This window comes from Megasphaera stantonii, assembly GCF_025567065.1.
GTDB lineage: Bacteria > Bacillota > Negativicutes > Veillonellales > Megasphaeraceae > Megasphaera > Megasphaera stantonii.
On sequence record NZ_JAOQKD010000007.1, the window covers coordinates 39,328 to 53,675 of the forward strand.

A 14,348-nucleotide genomic window follows, 5' to 3' on the forward strand; every position below is an offset into this window, starting at 1 on the left:
GTGTCTGCGGCACGCCCGATTTTTATGAGGGGAGGCAGCTATGAAATCGAAGCTGATTGTCGTGACAGGCGGCGCGCGCAGCGGCAAGAGCCTGTTTGCAGAAGAATATATGACGTCCTGTTCCGGCCGCAAATCTTATGTCGCGACGGCCCAGATATTAGATGAAGAAATGAAGGAGCGAGTTGCCGAGCACCGCCGCCGCCGTCCGGAAGACTGGCAGACACTGGAGATATCCTCCGGCCTGAGCGCGGCGTTTCCTGCCGTACTGGAGCAGGCCGACGCCGTCCTCGTCGACTGCCTGACGCTGTATCTTTCAAATTATCTGTTTGCCCATGAAACGGACGGGGACGAGGAGATACTGCAGGGGGCGCTACAGGAGATGGAGAATATCGTCGGGGCCGTCCGGCAGACGGCGGATAAGACGGTGATTTTCGTGACCAACGAGCTGGGATGCGGCATCGTGCCGATGAGCCACATAAGCCGCCTGTACCGGGACGTCGTCGGCAAGGTCAACCAATACGCCGCCGGTCAGGCCGACGAGGTGTACTGGACCGTCTGCGGTATTCCCGTAGAGCTCACGCGGCTGAGAGCGTCCATTCCGCCGGGAGGCTACCGATGAAATCTTTTTTTATTGCCCTGCAGTTTTTATCGCGCATCCACGTCGTGACCCAGACTGTCTGGACGGAGGCGGACTTTGGCCGTTCGGTCATATTTTTCCCCCTCGTAGGGACCGTTATCGGCGCCGTCCTTTGCTTGGCCTATGCCGGCATATCCCTGTGGTTTTCCCAGCCCTATACGGCTGTTCTCCTGGTACTGTGCTGGCTGTTTGTCACGGGAGGCCTTCATGCCGACGGCCTCATGGATATGGCTGACGGGCTGTTTTCCGGGCGGAGCCGCGAGCGCATGCTGGAAATACTCAAGGACAGCTGTGTCGGATCGAACGGCGTCGTCGCCTTTGTTTCCTGCATGGCCCTGAAGGTCTGCTTTCTGGCGAATCTGCCGCAGCCGTCGGTCTGCGCCGCGCTGCTGGCCGTGCCGACGGCGGCCCGTTTCGGCGTGCTCATCGGGATTTTTCAATTTCCCTATGCCCGCCAGCAGGGATTGGGACAGGCCTTCGTCCAATATGCGCCCCGCCGCGCCCTGGTTAAAGCCTTCCTGTGTGCCTTGCCGCCGCTGGTTATCGCCGGCTGGGGCTATTTCCTGCTGTTAGGCGCGGCGATGCTGATTTCGCTGGGATTGAATACGTATATCGCCCGGCGGCTGGGCGGCGTGACGGGCGATACGTACGGCGCCGTCATCGAATTAAGCGAAATGCTGCTGCTGGGTCTGGCCTTTCTTGCATCCGGAGCTGTTCAGACGGCGTGTATTTGGATATAATGGAAAGGGACGGCCTCAGGCTGTCGCCAAGGACATGAAACGGTAGGAGGAACATCATGATAAAGTTATATGTAGTGCGCCACGGCGAAACGGACGGCAATGTGCAGCAGTGGTATCAGGGTTCTACGGACGTGCCGCTCAACGCCCGCGGCATCGAGCAGGCGCAGTGCCTGAGCCGCTTTTTGAAGGACGTCCCCTTCAGCGGCATATACAGCAGCACGCTGCAGCGGGCCCGCCGAACGGCGGAAATCGTCGCCGAACCTCACGGCCTGCCCGTGTATTCCTACGACGAGCTGAAGGAAATTGATTTCGGCGTATGGGAAGGCCATACGTACAAGGAAATTACCCAGATGTGGCCCGGCGAAATCGAGGCCTTTTACGACTCCAACGGCATGCTGCGGGCGCGGGGCGGCGAATCGTTCTGCGAAGTAGAGCGGCGGATTACGGCCAAGACGAAGGAGCTGCTGAGCCGCCATAAGGACGGCGACACGGTGCTCATCGCGTCGCACGGTGCGTCTATCCGCTGCCTGATCTTCGGCCTGCTGGGCTTGGAAATGAGCCGCATCTGGTGTTTTCAGCAGTACAATACGGCTTTTAATATCATTGAATATCACGGCGACAAAAACGTCATGACCCTCATGAACTGCACGCAGCATCTGGAAGGCATGGCGGGCTATCAGGCCCAGTGGGCCAGCATGCCCAGCTTGTGAGCGGAAAGGACGGCATATGGCAAAATCAATGCGTCTTGACAAGCTCCTGGGCCACTGCGGCTGGGGAACGCGCCGCCAGCTGAAAGAGCTGTGCAAGGGCGGGCACGTCTTCGTCAACGGCCAGTGCTGCCGCGACAGTGCGGCGAAGGTCAATCCCGAAGGAGACCAGATTTCCGTAGACGGAACGACTGTCGTATACGAAGCGTTCTATTATCTGATGATGAACAAGCCTGCCGGCGTCTTGTCGGCTACGGAGGACCGCTGCAGCCGCACGGTTCTCGATTTGCTGCCTCAGCAATACCAGGGGGCCGGATTATTTCCCGTCGGACGTCTGGACAAGGATACGACGGGGCTGCTGCTGCTGACGAACGACGGCGTGTGGGCTCATCGCATTACGGCGCCGAAAAAGCATATCGATAAGATATATATCGCCGAAGTTGACGGCTCTATTCCCGACGATATAGACGACGTCTTTCAAAGCGGCATCGTGCTGGCCGACGGGCTGCAGTGCCTGCCGGCGCGGGCGAGAAAAATAGAGGAGCAGACCGTCGAGGTGACGGTTCAGGAAGGGAAATTCCATCAGGTAAAGCGCATGTGCGCCGCCGTCGGCCTCAGCGTCCGCGCGCTGTGCCGCCATACTATCGGCGGGCTGCGCCTCGACGAAACGCTGCGCCCCGGCGAATTTCGTCCCCTGAAGGAAGAGGAAAGAGAATTCCCCTTTATGAATAAATAACCTGTTCAAATGGCCTGTAATATGGTATCATAAAATGTAATCCAAATACGGTGGGGGATGATTGTGATGGAAGAACGGATTTCTCGCCTGCGGCAGTTTCTGCATGAACATACTGCCGACGGTATAATCATATTGCAGCCGGAAAACCTTCGGTACTTCAGCGGCTTTACGGGCGGCGAAGGCGCGCTGGTCGTCAGCTTGTCCGACGCCGTGCTGTGGACCGACTCCCGATACACGGAGCAGGCGGCGCTGCAGTCCGGCCAATGGTATGCCGTGAAAAATCACGAGGGAAAGCTGGCCGGTTCCATCTGCGATTCCCTGAACGGTATGGGCGTACAAGCCGTTCTGTATGAACGGGACTTCTTGACCCATTCGCTTTACGAAGCCATTTCATCGGGCTTGGAAGAATGCTGTTTCTCGGCTCAGGATTTATCACAGCTGCGGGCGGTAAAGGAGCCCTATGAGCTGACGGCGACGCGCCGGGCCAGCGAGATTGCCGATCAGGCCTTTGCCCAGCTGCTGCCCTATATCCGTCCCGGCGTGACGGAACGGGAATTGGCGGCGCGGCTGGAAAGCGCTATGCTTCTTCTCGGCTCGGAAGAACGATCCTTCGCGACCATCGTGGCTTCAGGCCGCCGGTCGGCTATGCCCCACGGCACGGCGAGCGGCAAGGTCGTCGAAGCCGGCGATTTCGTTACCTTTGACTTCGGCGCCGTATGGGAAGGCTATCATTCCGACATGACCCGCACCGTCGTCGTCGGCAAGGCATCGCCGGAGCAGAAAGAGTTTTATCAAACCGTATTGGAAGGCCAATTGTTGGGATTAGGCGCCGTCCGGGCGGGAGCGTCCTGCCGCGACATCGACGCGGCTGTCCGCCAGTATTTTTCCGAACGGGGCGCAGACCAATACTTCACCCATGCCTTGGGCCATGGGACGGGGCTGGAAATCCACGAACAGCCCGTGCTTTCGCCGCGTGCGGCCGGCACGCTGCAGGAGAATATGATAGTCACGGTTGAACCGGGACTGTACATAGAAGGCAAATACGGCGTCCGCATAGAGGATTCCGTTGCCGTTACAGCTGATGGCTGTGAAATACTAACTAAGACATCAAAAGAATTGATGGAGCTGTTATAGGAGGAGTAAACTATGATTACAAGTAATGATTTCAGACCAGGCGTAACGATTGAAATTGACGGCCAGGTATGGCAGGTCGTCGAATTCCAGCATGTAAAACCCGGTAAGGGCGCAGCCTTTGTCCGCGCTAAGATTAAAAACCTCGAAACGGGCGCCGTTATCGAACGTACATGGAACGCCGGCGAAAAAGTCCAGGACGGCCGCGTAGACCGCCGCCAGATGCAGTACCTCTATGAAAACGACGGCATGTACTGCTTCATGGACAACGAAACGTACGAACAGATCGAACTGAACAAGGACAACCTCGGCAACGCCGTAAACTTCCTGAAAGAAGACATGACGGTTACGGTTATGCAGTTTAAGGGCAAGGTAATCGGCATCGACTTGCCGGCAGCCGTCGAACTCAAGGTCGTTGAAACCGATCCGGGCGTCCGCGGCGATACGGCTACGGGCGGCAGCAAACCGGCTAAATTGGAAACAGGATATGTCGTTAAAGTGCCTCTCTTCATCAACGAAGGCGAAGTTCTCCAGATCGATACGAGAACGGGCGACTATATCGGCAGAGCATAAGCATACGGACACTGGAAAAGCGATGAGTTTCTCATCGCTTTTTGTGAATTTTATCAATGGTGGTCATCATGGAAACGACGGAAACGAATGCGTTAGGAAGCGTACATATTTCACAGCGGGCGATTTCCGTACTGGCGTCCCAAACGGCAGCCGCCGTCAGCGGCGTAGCTTCGCTGGGCGCGTCTATTGCGGAAACGGCGGCCCGGAAGATCGGGCGGACCAGCCTGGCCCAGGGCGTAGACGCGGTCATCGACGGCCGGGAGGTCGAGCTGACGGTGCGCCTTGTCGTGCAGTATGGGTATCGGATTCCCGATATTGCCCTGGCGGTGCAGAAGAAGGTCAAGGACGCTGTAGAATCCTCGGCTGGATGCAGCGTGACGGCCGTCCATGTCGTCGTTCAGGATATCGCGTTTTCCGACGGCGAGGGAGACGGGGCGGAAAGGAGCGGCAGTCATGACGGAGCATAGCGATAGTTTTGCCTATACGATCAGCGAAAGCGCGCTGGCTAAGATTGCGGCGACGGCGGCCTTGGGCACCAAAGGCGTGGCCGGAAAAAAAGGCCGCGGCATCGTCGTCAAATATCTGGACGGCATCGTCGCGGCGGACGTGCACATTCAGGCCTATTACGGCGCCCAGCTGCGGACGCTGGCCCTGACGGTGCAGCAGAACGTCGCCAAGGCGCTTACGGTGATGGCAGATCCCAAGCATTTAGAGGTCCACGTCACGATTGAAGACGTAGTCATGAGCCCCCATGAGGGCCAAAACAATACAGGAGGTTAGCGTGAGCAGACATAAAGCGCGCCAGCAGGCGCTGGAACTTTTGTTTTCCCGCGAATTCCACGGCGAAAACGACATACAATATAAAGAAAAAGAGATTTTTGAAGAAGACGGCGCGGCGCCTGACGATGCAGCCGATAGCGCGGCGGAACTTAGCGACGGCGGCGACGAAGGGGCCTATTGCGACTATCTCGTGCAGACGGTTACGGCTCACAAGGAAGAGCTGGACGGCGTCATTCAGTCTTTTGCCAAAGGCTGGAACGTATCCCGCATGAATCATACCGATAAAAACATCATGCGGCTGGCCTTGTGCGAGCTCGTATACCCCAAGGAGGAAACGGCTCCGTCCATCGTGCTGAACGAGGCGATCTTGCTGGCCAAGGAATACAGCGGCGAAAAAGCGGCTAAATTCATCAACGGCATTTTGGGCGCCTATGTGAGGTCCCGGTCGTAATGGACGCGTTTTTGGGCATCGACACGAGCTGCTATACGACGTCGTTGTGCGTAGTCGACTCGCATTTCGACGTCGTTGCCGACGAACGGATTATTTTGACCGTGTCCCAGGGCGGGCGCGGCTTATCCCAGTCGAACATGGTATATCAGCATATGCGGAACCTGCCCGTGCTGTTCGAACGGCTTGCGCCGCAGCTGGAGTCCTGCGTGATTCGCGCTGTCGGCGTCACGGATAAGCCGCGGCGGCGTGAAGATTCATATATGCCGGCCTTTTTAGCCGGATTGGGCTACGGCCGTTCTCTGGCTGCCGTTCTCCGCGTCCCGCTGTATACCGTCAGCCATCAGGAAAACCACTTGCTGGCGGCGCTGCGCGCGACTGGCTCCATAGGGCAGGAGGCCTTTTACGGCCTTCATCTGTCCGGCGGCACGACGGATTTGCTCAAAGCCGTTCCCGATGCAATGGGTCTCGATATCGAACGGGTCGGCGGTACGAGCGATATCAGCGCCGGTCAGTTCATCGACCGCATCGGCGTCGCCCTGGGCCTGCCCTTCCCAGCTGGCGTTCATGTGGATAAAATGGCTCAGACTGCGGCAGTTCCGGCTAAGCCGTCGCACGTGTGGTGCCGGCAGGGAGAAATCAGTTTTTCCGGCCCGGAATCGCAGGGGCAGCGGCGCATTGCCGGGCGCAGCGACACGGCTGCCGAAATATGCAGCTGGACGCTGGCTACGGTCTGGGACGGCCTGCGCCGCATGCTGGACGACAAGGAGGACATGCAGTCTCTCGTCGCCGTAGGCGGCGTCATGTCGAACGCCTATTTGCAGGGCGAATTGGCGGCTTACTGCCGCCGCCGTCATGTCAGGCTGCTGCTGGCTCCGGCCGGCTTTAGCGCGGACAACGGTTCCGGCGCGGCCTTTTGGGCTGCCTGGCAGGAAAGGAAGAGCAAATGAAGTATGCCTCAGTGACAGACGTCGTCCGGCGTATCAAGGACGATATACAAAAAGACTTTCGCCTCCAAAGCGTAGCGATGGAAGGGAATATCATCGGCCTGAAGCGGGCGTCCAACGGCCATTACTACATGAATCTCCACGACGACGCCTGCTCGATCAGGGCCATCTTATTCCGCAATCGCGCCGGGAGGATGATGGACGGTATCCGCGAAGGCGATCATGTCGTCGTCATCGGCTCGGTCAACGTATACGAAAAAGGCGGCGCGTTGTCGTTTATCATCGAGCGCCTCTTTTCGCAGGGCATAGGCTCGCTGCAGGCCGAATACGAACGGATAAAGAATGAACTGGAGCGGGACGGGTATTTCGACGCCGCCCACAAACAGGCGATTCCCCGCTTTCCCTGGACTGTAGGCGTGCTGACGTCGCGTACGGGCGCCGTGCTTCACGATATCCGCAAGATAGCCGCCGAACGCAATCCCTACGTGGATATCCGCCTGTTTCCCATTCCCGTGCAGGGCGCAGGAGCCGAAGAAAAAATTGCGGCCGCCGTGGCAAAAGCCGGAACGCGCAGGGATTTGGACGTCCTCATTTTGGCGCGCGGCGGCGGTTCCATGGAGGATTTGTGGTGCTTCAACAGTCCCGCCGTCGTCAAGGCTATTTACGGCTCGGCGGTGCCGGTCATTACGGCTATTGGCCATGAGACAGATACGACGCTGGCTGATTACGCGGCGGACCTCCGGGCGGCGACGCCGACTCATGCGGCCGAACTGGCCTTTCCCGACGTAGAGGAAATCGAGCTGGACTTGGCGGCTATGAGCCGTCAGGCCTGGGACATGCTGATGGACGCGATTGAAGGACGGCGCCGCGATACGGCCAACCTGGCCGCCCGCATGCAGCCGAGGCGGTACGGCGCCTTTTTGACGGAAAAACGAGACCGCATCCGCCAGATAGTACAGACGGGGAGCCGCCGTCTTGACGTGATTTTAGCTGAAAAAGGCGGGCGCATGGCCGGTCTGCAGGCTGCGCTGCAGGCCCTGAACCCGGCGGCTCTCGTGCGCCGCGGATACGGGCAGCTGGAGCAGAAGGGACGCATCGTCGCGGATATCCGCCGGCTGGACAAAGACTGTCCGCTGCGGATACAGCTGGTAGACGGCGCAATTACGACGGAAATCAAAGAGGTAGACATATATGGCAAGAACGACGGATAAACTAAAGAATTTTGAAGCGAACTATGAAAAGCTGGAAGAAGTGGTCAAGGCCCTGGATTCGCCGGACTTGACGCTCAAGGAATCGCTGGACTTATATGAAAAGGCCATCAAACTTTCCGAAGCTTGCGAAAGCGCGCTGGAATATGCCAAACAGCGGGCCCAGGCTCTGGCAGAGATTCACGAACGGGCCGAAGAGGACGATTCGTCAGACCAAACCTTGGAAGAAGGGACGTTAGGCTTATGAATTTTGCAGACTATATGAAGGAACAGAAGGGCCGCATAGACAGCCGGCTGGAAACGCTGCTCCAGACGGACGTGCCGCAGTTTGCCCAGCTGTATAAGGCGATGAATTACAGCCTGCTGGCCGGCGGAAAGCGCATCCGGCCGATATTGCTTCTGGCTACGCTGGAAGCCTTGGGCAAGGATTCGGAACCGTATATAGATCTGGCCTGCGCTTTGGAATGCGTTCATTCCTATTCGCTCATCCACGACGACTTGCCGGCCATGGACGACGACGACCTGCGGCGTGGCAAGCCGACGAATCACGTCGTGTTCGGCGAAGGCACGGCGATTTTGGCTGGCGACGGCCTGCTTACCTATGCCTTCGAGCTCATGGCGGCGCAGACCCATATCGACGCGGCTAAATTGGCGCGGTGCATCGCCATCTTTGCCCATGCGGCCGGACCGGCCGGCATGGTAGGCGGCCAGGCCTTTGATCTGGCGTCGGAAGGCAATACGTCCATCGGCCGCGAAGGCTTAGAGCTTCTCCACTATTCTAAAACCGGCATCATTTTTAAAGCGGCGATTGAATTGGCAGCTGTACTGGGCGATGCCGGCGAAGCGCAGAAAAAAGCTCTGGATACATACGCCTTTTACATGGGCCTGACCTTCCAGATTACCGACGACATTCTCGATGTCGTCGGCGACGAAGCTTCGCTGGGGAAACCTGTCGGCAGCGATGCAAAAAACGACAAGGCTACGTATGTTACGATTTTTTCATTAGACGAAGCGCGGCGCATGGCGGAGGAAGCGGCGGAAAAAGCGACGGCCGCCGTAGAACCGCTGGGACCGAAGGCTTGGTTCCTGCGGGACCTCGTGTCGTATATGCTCGTCCGTACGAAGTAAGGAGAGGAAAGTATGCAGCAAAAAGAACGGCTCGACGTGCTGCTCGTCGAACGAGGGCTGGCGGAAAGCCGGGAAAAGGCAAAGGCTGCTATTATGGCAGGCCTCGTATTCGTTAAAAATCAGCGCGTCGACAAGGCGGGAACGAAGATTTCCGTCGACGCCGAAGTAGCGGTGAAGGGCAATCCCATTCCCTACGTCGGCAGAGGCGGATTGAAGCTGGAAAAAGCGATGGAAACCTTTCCTATCGACCTGACGGGCGTGACGATGATGGATATCGGCGCGTCGACAGGCGGGTTTACGGACTGCGCCCTGCAGAACGGGGCGGCCAAGGTATTCGCCGTCGACGTGGGGTACGGCCAGCTGGCCTGGAAACTGCGCACGGACGAACGGGTCGTCAATATGGAGCGGACCAATATACGCAACGTCACGGTAGAAGACATCGGCGAGCCCGTCGATTTTATTTCCATCGACGTGTCGTTTATTTCCCTGCTCAAGATCATGTCGGCCGTCGCGCCGCTGCTGGCTGACGGAGGCTCCATGGTCACGCTGATCAAGCCCCAATTTGAAGCGGGGCGCGAGCATGTCGGCAAGGGCGGCATCGTCCGGGACAGCGGCGTGCACCGCGACGTCATCCGCCGCGTGACCGACGGCATTGCAGCCTGCGGCATATCGCCCCTGGCCCTGACCTTTTCACCGATCAAAGGGGCCGACGGCAATATCGAATATTTGCTGTACAGCAAAAAAGAAGGGGCCGTCCGCAATGAAATAAGCGACGACATGATCGAAGACATCGTAACCCGTTCTCATGAAATGTAGGTGATAGCGTATGCGCATTGGCATATTTCCCAATCTGGTAAAACGAGAGAGCGCCGATATCGTCCGGCAGATCATCGCGATTTGCGAGGACCAGGGCGTCGAATACTACTTGCCGGCCTATGTCGGCGAAAGCCGGCAGGCGCTGTACCGCCATATCGGCGCGTCTCATTTGCGGCCGCAGAAAAAAATATACGAATCCATCGACGTGGCTATGGTGCTCGGCGGCGACGGCACGATTCTGAAAATGTCGAAGCAGTTTGCCGAGGCCGGCGTGCCGATTTGCGGCGTCAACCTGGGCTCCCTGGGCTTTTTGTACGAAGTGGAGACAAGTACCTTGGAGCAGCGGATTGCAGACCTCATCGCCGGCCGGTATTTCATGGAGGAGCGCATGATGCTTCAGGCTGATTTGTGCTACGAAGACGGCACATGTCAGCATCTGCCGCCGGCGCTGAACGATATTGTCATCGGCCACGGCAACGTAGGCAAGCTGATCCGCGTCGACATGAGCATTAACGGGCAGTTTATCCAGCAGTTTCCCGGCGACGGCCTCGTCGTGTCGACGGCGACGGGCAGCACGGGCTATACCTTTTCCAGCGGCGGCCCCATCGTCTCCCCCCAGGTCAAGTGCATCATGGTGACGCCCATCTGCCCGCACCTGCTGCTGAAAGTGCCGCTGGTGCTAAGCGACAGGGACGAGCTCAGCTTTACCGTCGACAACAGCCGCAACAGCGTCCGCATTTCCGTCGACGGCATGATGGACCAGGAGCTGCTGCGCTCCGCTGTGCTTCACGTCAAAAAATCCGACGACGTGCTGAACATCGTGCGGTTTAACCAAAGCTATTTTTACGGCAATTTGTTTAAAAAGATGATGGGAAATGAGTAAATGAAAGTATATCCGTTTAAAAATGTCGTAGCTATGTCCCACATGCTGCTGCAGCCCTACGTGTCGGAGGCGCAGGTCCTCGTCGATATGACCTGCGGCAACGGGCACGACACGGCTTTTTTGGCCTCTTTGATGAAGGACGACGCCGTCTTGTATGCCTTTGATATCCAGGACTGCGCTGTCGCCAGGACGAAAGAGCGGCTGGACAGCCTGGGCTTGTCCCATAAGACCGTCGTATATCGTCAGGGGTCTCACGACGACTTGGTCGGGCACATTGCCGAGCCTGTTGATATCGCCGTGTTTAACCTGGGATATTTGCCTTCGGGGGACCATGGGATTCATACGAAAAGTGAAACGACGATAAAAGCTATAAAAATATGCTTGCATAAAATTGCGATAAATGGGATAATTATGATAGCGGCCTATCCCGGCACCGAGGCCGGGGCTCAGGAGGAAAAGGCTCTTCGCCGTTTTCTCCAATCCGTGCCGCAGCGGGAATTTGACGTGTCCCTGTGGCAGCCAATCAACCAAATACATTGTCCGCCTGTTTTATATATTGTACAGAAAAGAGGGTAAGCTAACATGAAACGATTTCGCTATACGAAGATAAAGGAAATAGTGCAGTCCCGTCCGATTGAAACGCAGGAAGAGCTGGCAAAAGCCCTGCAGGAAGAAGGGATTGAGGTCACGCAGGCGACGGTGTCGCGCGATATTAAAGAACTCATGCTCATCAAGGTTCCGACCAGTGACGGCCATTATCGGTACGCCCTGTCGCCGGAACAGAACATGCTCATGTCCAAAAACCGCATGGCCCGCCTGTTCCAGGATTCTATCGTCCGCGTCGACTCGGCCTTTAATCAAATCGTCGTTCATACGCTGCCGGGCTCGGCCAGCATGGTAGCTTCGGCTATCGACCACGCGAAATGGGAAAGCATTATCGGGACCTTAGCCGGCGACGATACGATTCTCATTATTACGAACAACGCGGAAACGGTGCCGCAGCTGGTAAAATTAATCGTGTCGTTGATGAAAGAATGAGGCGCTTATGCTGCAATCGCTGCACATACATAATTTTGCGTTAATAGAAGATCTGCAGCTTTCTTTCGGCGAGGGCATTACGATTTTTACCGGCGAAACCGGTGCCGGCAAATCTATTCTTCTCGATGCAATCGGCATGTTGGCAGGAAAACGCGCTTCAGCATCGTTCGTGCGGCAGGGCACGGACGCCTTTCGTGTTGAAGGCGCGTTCTTTTTTTCTGCTATAGACGAACATTTGGCCCGTCTGCTGGAAGAAAACCACATCGAATGCGACGACGGGCAGCTTGTCATCTGCCGGCAGTTTTACCGCAGCGGCAGGGGTACGACGCTGGTGAACGGCACGCTGGTGCCGACTGCCGTCGTCAAGCGCATTGGCGAATACCTTCTCGACATACACGGCCAGTTCGACAACCGCCTCATCTTTGACCCGGCCTACCACGTCGGCATACTGGATTCGCTGACGCCGGAGCTGCAGCAGGAGCGGCGGCGGTATGACGAAATGTACGGCGCGTGGTGTTCCCTGTGCCAGCAGGCGCGCAAGCTGCAGCACGACGAAGGCGAAAAGGCGCGCATGACCGGTATCCTCGATTTCCAAATCAAGGAAATCGAGAGCGCCCAGCTGCAAATCGGCGAAGACGACGAGCTGGAAAAGAAGGTGCGCGCCGCCTCTCATGCCGAGCATATTAAAGACAATCTAAAGGAAGCCGTATTTTGCCTGGAAGGGGGCGAACGGCAGAAGGGCATCGTCGAACAGCTGGAGACGATACATCGCTGCCTGGAAAAGGCCTCCGCCTACGATGCGGCCTTTGCCGACTTAGCGTCTAAGGTGGAAACGCTGTCCTACGAGGTGGAAGACGTGCACGACGGCCTGATGCGGTATGCCGATTCCTTTGAGTTTGACGAACGGGCTCTTGACGCCATGCAGTCCCGCCTGGCGGCGATCGACAAGCTCAAGCGGAAATACGGCCTTACGATTGAAGAAATACTGGCCTTTTTGGCCAAAGCCAAGGGCGAGTACGAACGGCTCGACCAATCGGAAAGCTTGCTGGCAGAGCTTCAAGCCGACATCAAGCGGCAGGAACAGGGCCTGCGGCGACAGGCCGAACGGCTGCTTTTGCTGCGGCGGGAAGCGGACGCCTCCTTTCGTCAGGCCATGGAAGAGACCCTGCATCAATTAGGCATGCCGAACAGCCGCATCGCCTTTCACATCGAGCCTATGGAAAAAATTCTTCCTGACGGGGCGGCTTCCATCGAATTATATTTCTCCGCCAATACGGGCGAAGCCATGCAGCCTCTGGCGAAAATCGCCTCGGGCGGCGAAATTTCCCGTATTGCCCTAGCCCTGAAGTCGAGCGCGGCCTCGGCCGGCGGGCAGACGATGATCTTCGACGAAATCGACGTCGGCATCAGCGGGCAGACGGGCTTGAAGGTAGCCGAGCACATCCGGCGGCTGGGACGGGACAATCAGGTCTTGTGCATTACCCACCTGCCCCAGACGGCGGCCATCGCCGATCACCATTACTTCATCTATAAAAGGGAAGCCGATGGTCGGACCGTTTCACAAGTTCGCCCGTTGTCGGCAGAAGACCACGTCTTGGAAATCGCCCGCATGTTTGCCGGCGACGACGCGACGGAGGCCAGCATCGAGGCGGCCAAGCAAATCGTGCGTCAAGTGCGGGACGACAAGATTTAAAGTGATTCTATTGACGAATTTGCATAATAGGTATATATTAATGGTAATCTTTAATTAAGTAAAATTAGGATGGTGAACAAACATGATTCGCGTATTGGTAAACGGCGCGGACGGCCGCATGGGAAGCCAGGTCGTCAAAGCCGTATATGAAGATAAGGATTTAGAATTTGTCGGCGGCGTCAGCGTGACGAATATCGGCAAAGACGCCGGCGAACTGGCCGGCGTCGGCGCGCTGGGAATCGCTATCCGCGAAGGCTTAGGCCAGGCTCTGGATGACATCAAGCCCGACGTCGTCGTAGATTTTACGACACCTAAGGTTATCTTTGAAAACGCCAAGACCTGCATTGAACACGGCGTCAACATGGTCGTCGGCACGACGGGCCTGACGGCGGAACAGCGCGGCGAATTGGCCGCCTTGGCAGAACAGCGCAAGACGAGCATTTTCATTGCGCCGAACTTTTCTATCGGCGCCGTTTTGATGATGAAGCTGTCGGAAGAAGTGGCTCCTTATTTGCCGGATGTAGAAATCATCGAACTTCACCATAATAATAAGCTGGACGCTCCGTCTGGCACGGCCATCATGACGGCTAATAAAATCGACGCGGCCCGCAAGGCTGCCAATGCCCAGCAGGCTCCGGATAAGACGCATGAAAGCCTGGACGGCGCCCGCGGCGCAAAAGTGGACGACATTCCCATTCACAGCGTCCGCCTTCCCGGCTACGTCGCCCATCAGCAAGTACTGTTCGGCGGCTACGGCGAGCTGCTGACGATCCGTCACGATTCTATCGACCGCAAATCGTTCATGCCCGGAGTCATTTTAGCTGTGAAGAAGGTAAGCTCGCGGCCGGGCCTGACCTTTGGCTTGGAAAATTATTTATAAGAC

Annotated in this window: 19 protein-coding genes; all 19 read left to right on the forward strand. The window is 57.2% G+C overall.

Going from position 1 to position 14,348, the window contains the following annotated elements:
* Positions 1 to 40 precede the first annotated feature (40 nt).
* The 19 genes from cobU to dapB all read left to right on the forward strand — a co-directional run bounded on the left by cobU (position 41) and on the right by dapB (position 14,345).
* A complete protein-coding gene (gene cobU, locus OCV58_RS05600) occupies positions 41 to 619 on the forward strand; it encodes a bifunctional adenosylcobinamide kinase/adenosylcobinamide-phosphate guanylyltransferase (RefSeq protein ID WP_154877196.1) in 579 nt (192 codons plus the stop codon).
* A complete protein-coding gene (gene cobS, locus OCV58_RS05605; protein ID WP_154877197.1) occupies positions 616 to 1,377 on the forward strand; it encodes an adenosylcobinamide-GDP ribazoletransferase in 762 nt (253 codons plus the stop codon). Before cobU ends, cobS begins: the two co-directional genes overlap by 4 nt.
* Positions 1,378 to 1,433: 56 nt before the next feature.
* A complete protein-coding gene (locus OCV58_RS05610) occupies positions 1,434 to 2,087 on the forward strand; it encodes a histidine phosphatase family protein (RefSeq protein ID WP_154877198.1) in 654 nt (217 codons plus the stop codon).
* A gap of 16 nt (positions 2,088 to 2,103) precedes the next feature.
* Positions 2,104 to 2,820, forward strand: a complete 717-nt coding sequence (locus OCV58_RS05615; protein ID WP_154877199.1) for a pseudouridine synthase — start codon at positions 2,104 to 2,106, stop codon at positions 2,818 to 2,820.
* Positions 2,821 to 2,883: 63 nt separating this feature from the next.
* Positions 2,884 to 3,954 (forward strand): M24 family metallopeptidase, encoded by a 1,071-nt coding sequence (locus OCV58_RS05620; RefSeq protein WP_154877200.1) that lies wholly within the window; start codon positions 2,884 to 2,886, stop codon positions 3,952 to 3,954.
* Positions 3,955 to 3,966: 12 nt separating this feature from the next.
* Positions 3,967 to 4,524, forward strand: a complete 558-nt coding sequence (gene efp, locus OCV58_RS05625; protein WP_087476862.1) for an elongation factor P — start codon at positions 3,967 to 3,969, stop codon at positions 4,522 to 4,524.
* A gap of 68 nt (positions 4,525 to 4,592) precedes the next feature.
* A complete protein-coding gene (locus OCV58_RS05630) occupies positions 4,593 to 4,991 on the forward strand; it encodes an Asp23/Gls24 family envelope stress response protein (protein WP_095629253.1) in 399 nt (132 codons plus the stop codon).
* On the forward strand, positions 4,978 to 5,304 hold the full coding sequence (locus OCV58_RS05635; RefSeq protein WP_267312807.1) for an Asp23/Gls24 family envelope stress response protein: 327 nt from the start codon (positions 4,978 to 4,980) through the stop codon (positions 5,302 to 5,304). Before OCV58_RS05630 ends, OCV58_RS05635 begins: the two co-directional genes overlap by 14 nt.
* 1 nt (position 5,305) lies before the next feature.
* Positions 5,306 to 5,755: a transcription antitermination factor NusB gene (nusB, locus tag OCV58_RS05640; protein WP_087476864.1), complete on the forward strand. Its 450-nt coding sequence runs from the start codon at positions 5,306 to 5,308 to the stop codon at positions 5,753 to 5,755.
* A complete protein-coding gene (locus OCV58_RS05645; protein WP_154877202.1) occupies positions 5,755 to 6,702 on the forward strand; it encodes a tRNA (adenosine(37)-N6)-threonylcarbamoyltransferase complex transferase subunit TsaD in 948 nt (315 codons plus the stop codon). The genes nusB and OCV58_RS05645 overlap by 1 nt, the downstream gene beginning before the upstream one ends.
* A complete protein-coding gene (xseA, locus tag OCV58_RS05650) occupies positions 6,699 to 7,910 on the forward strand; it encodes an exodeoxyribonuclease VII large subunit (RefSeq protein ID WP_154877203.1) in 1,212 nt (403 codons plus the stop codon). The genes OCV58_RS05645 and xseA overlap by 4 nt, the downstream gene beginning before the upstream one ends.
* Positions 7,891 to 8,154 carry an exodeoxyribonuclease VII small subunit gene (gene xseB / locus OCV58_RS05655; RefSeq protein ID WP_087476867.1) on the forward strand — a complete coding sequence of 88 codons (264 nt, stop codon included), beginning with the start codon at positions 7,891 to 7,893 and terminating at the stop codon, positions 8,152 to 8,154. The genes xseA and xseB overlap by 20 nt, the downstream gene beginning before the upstream one ends.
* Positions 8,151 to 9,035, forward strand: a complete 885-nt coding sequence (locus OCV58_RS05660; protein WP_087476868.1) for a polyprenyl synthetase family protein — start codon at positions 8,151 to 8,153, stop codon at positions 9,033 to 9,035. Before xseB ends, OCV58_RS05660 begins: the two co-directional genes overlap by 4 nt.
* Before the next feature lie 12 nt (positions 9,036 to 9,047).
* Complete coding sequence (locus OCV58_RS05665; RefSeq protein ID WP_154877204.1) at positions 9,048 to 9,851, forward strand: TlyA family RNA methyltransferase; 804 nt, start codon at positions 9,048 to 9,050, stop codon at positions 9,849 to 9,851.
* 10 nt (positions 9,852 to 9,861) lie between these two features.
* Positions 9,862 to 10,734: an NAD(+)/NADH kinase gene (locus OCV58_RS05670; RefSeq protein ID WP_087476870.1), complete on the forward strand. Its 873-nt coding sequence runs from the start codon at positions 9,862 to 9,864 to the stop codon at positions 10,732 to 10,734.
* The gene (locus OCV58_RS05675) at positions 10,735 to 11,310 is read left to right on the forward strand and encodes a tRNA 5-(aminomethyl)-2-thiouridylate-methyltransferase MnmM (RefSeq protein WP_154877205.1); all 576 of its coding nucleotides are present in this window, start codon (positions 10,735 to 10,737) and stop codon (positions 11,308 to 11,310) included.
* Between the two features lie 6 nt (positions 11,311 to 11,316).
* Complete coding sequence (gene argR, locus OCV58_RS05680; RefSeq protein WP_087476872.1) at positions 11,317 to 11,772, forward strand: arginine repressor; 456 nt, start codon at positions 11,317 to 11,319, stop codon at positions 11,770 to 11,772.
* 7 nt (positions 11,773 to 11,779) lie between these two features.
* Complete coding sequence (recN, locus tag OCV58_RS05685; protein ID WP_154877206.1) at positions 11,780 to 13,465, forward strand: DNA repair protein RecN; 1,686 nt, start codon at positions 11,780 to 11,782, stop codon at positions 13,463 to 13,465.
* Positions 13,466 to 13,547: 82 nt separating this feature from the next.
* Positions 13,548 to 14,345 (forward strand): 4-hydroxy-tetrahydrodipicolinate reductase, encoded by a 798-nt coding sequence (gene dapB / locus OCV58_RS05690; protein WP_107196578.1) that lies wholly within the window; start codon positions 13,548 to 13,550, stop codon positions 14,343 to 14,345.
* Positions 14,346 to 14,348 lie beyond the last annotated feature (3 nt).

Bases quoted from the DNA above. Each gene is read 5' to 3' on its own strand.
- cobU (WP_154877196.1), top strand. From the start codon at position 41: ATGAAATCGAAGCTGATTGTCGTGACAGGCGGCGCGCGCAGCGGCAAG.
- cobS (WP_154877197.1), top strand. From the start codon at position 616: ATGAAATCTTTTTTTATTGCCCTGCAGTTTTTATCGCGCATCCACGTC.
- OCV58_RS05610 (WP_154877198.1), top strand. From the start codon at position 1,434: ATGATAAAGTTATATGTAGTGCGCCACGGCGAAACGGACGGCAATGTG.
- OCV58_RS05615 (WP_154877199.1), top strand. From the start codon at position 2,104: ATGGCAAAATCAATGCGTCTTGACAAGCTCCTGGGCCACTGCGGCTGG.
- efp (WP_087476862.1), top strand. From the start codon at position 3,967: ATGATTACAAGTAATGATTTCAGACCAGGCGTAACGATTGAAATTGAC.
- OCV58_RS05630 (WP_095629253.1), top strand. From the start codon at position 4,593: ATGGAAACGACGGAAACGAATGCGTTAGGAAGCGTACATATTTCACAG.
- OCV58_RS05635 (WP_267312807.1), top strand. From the start codon at position 4,978: ATGACGGAGCATAGCGATAGTTTTGCCTATACGATCAGCGAAAGCGCG.
- OCV58_RS05645 (WP_154877202.1), top strand. From the start codon at position 5,755: ATGGACGCGTTTTTGGGCATCGACACGAGCTGCTATACGACGTCGTTG.
- xseA (WP_154877203.1), top strand. From the start codon at position 6,699: ATGAAGTATGCCTCAGTGACAGACGTCGTCCGGCGTATCAAGGACGAT.
- xseB (WP_087476867.1), top strand. From the start codon at position 7,891: ATGGCAAGAACGACGGATAAACTAAAGAATTTTGAAGCGAACTATGAA.
- OCV58_RS05660 (WP_087476868.1), top strand. From the start codon at position 8,151: ATGAATTTTGCAGACTATATGAAGGAACAGAAGGGCCGCATAGACAGC.
- OCV58_RS05665 (WP_154877204.1), top strand. From the start codon at position 9,048: ATGCAGCAAAAAGAACGGCTCGACGTGCTGCTCGTCGAACGAGGGCTG.
- OCV58_RS05670 (WP_087476870.1), top strand. From the start codon at position 9,862: ATGCGCATTGGCATATTTCCCAATCTGGTAAAACGAGAGAGCGCCGAT.
- OCV58_RS05675 (WP_154877205.1), top strand. From the start codon at position 10,735: ATGAAAGTATATCCGTTTAAAAATGTCGTAGCTATGTCCCACATGCTG.
- argR (WP_087476872.1), top strand. From the start codon at position 11,317: ATGAAACGATTTCGCTATACGAAGATAAAGGAAATAGTGCAGTCCCGT.
- recN (WP_154877206.1), top strand. From the start codon at position 11,780: ATGCTGCAATCGCTGCACATACATAATTTTGCGTTAATAGAAGATCTG.
- dapB (WP_107196578.1), top strand. From the start codon at position 13,548: ATGATTCGCGTATTGGTAAACGGCGCGGACGGCCGCATGGGAAGCCAG.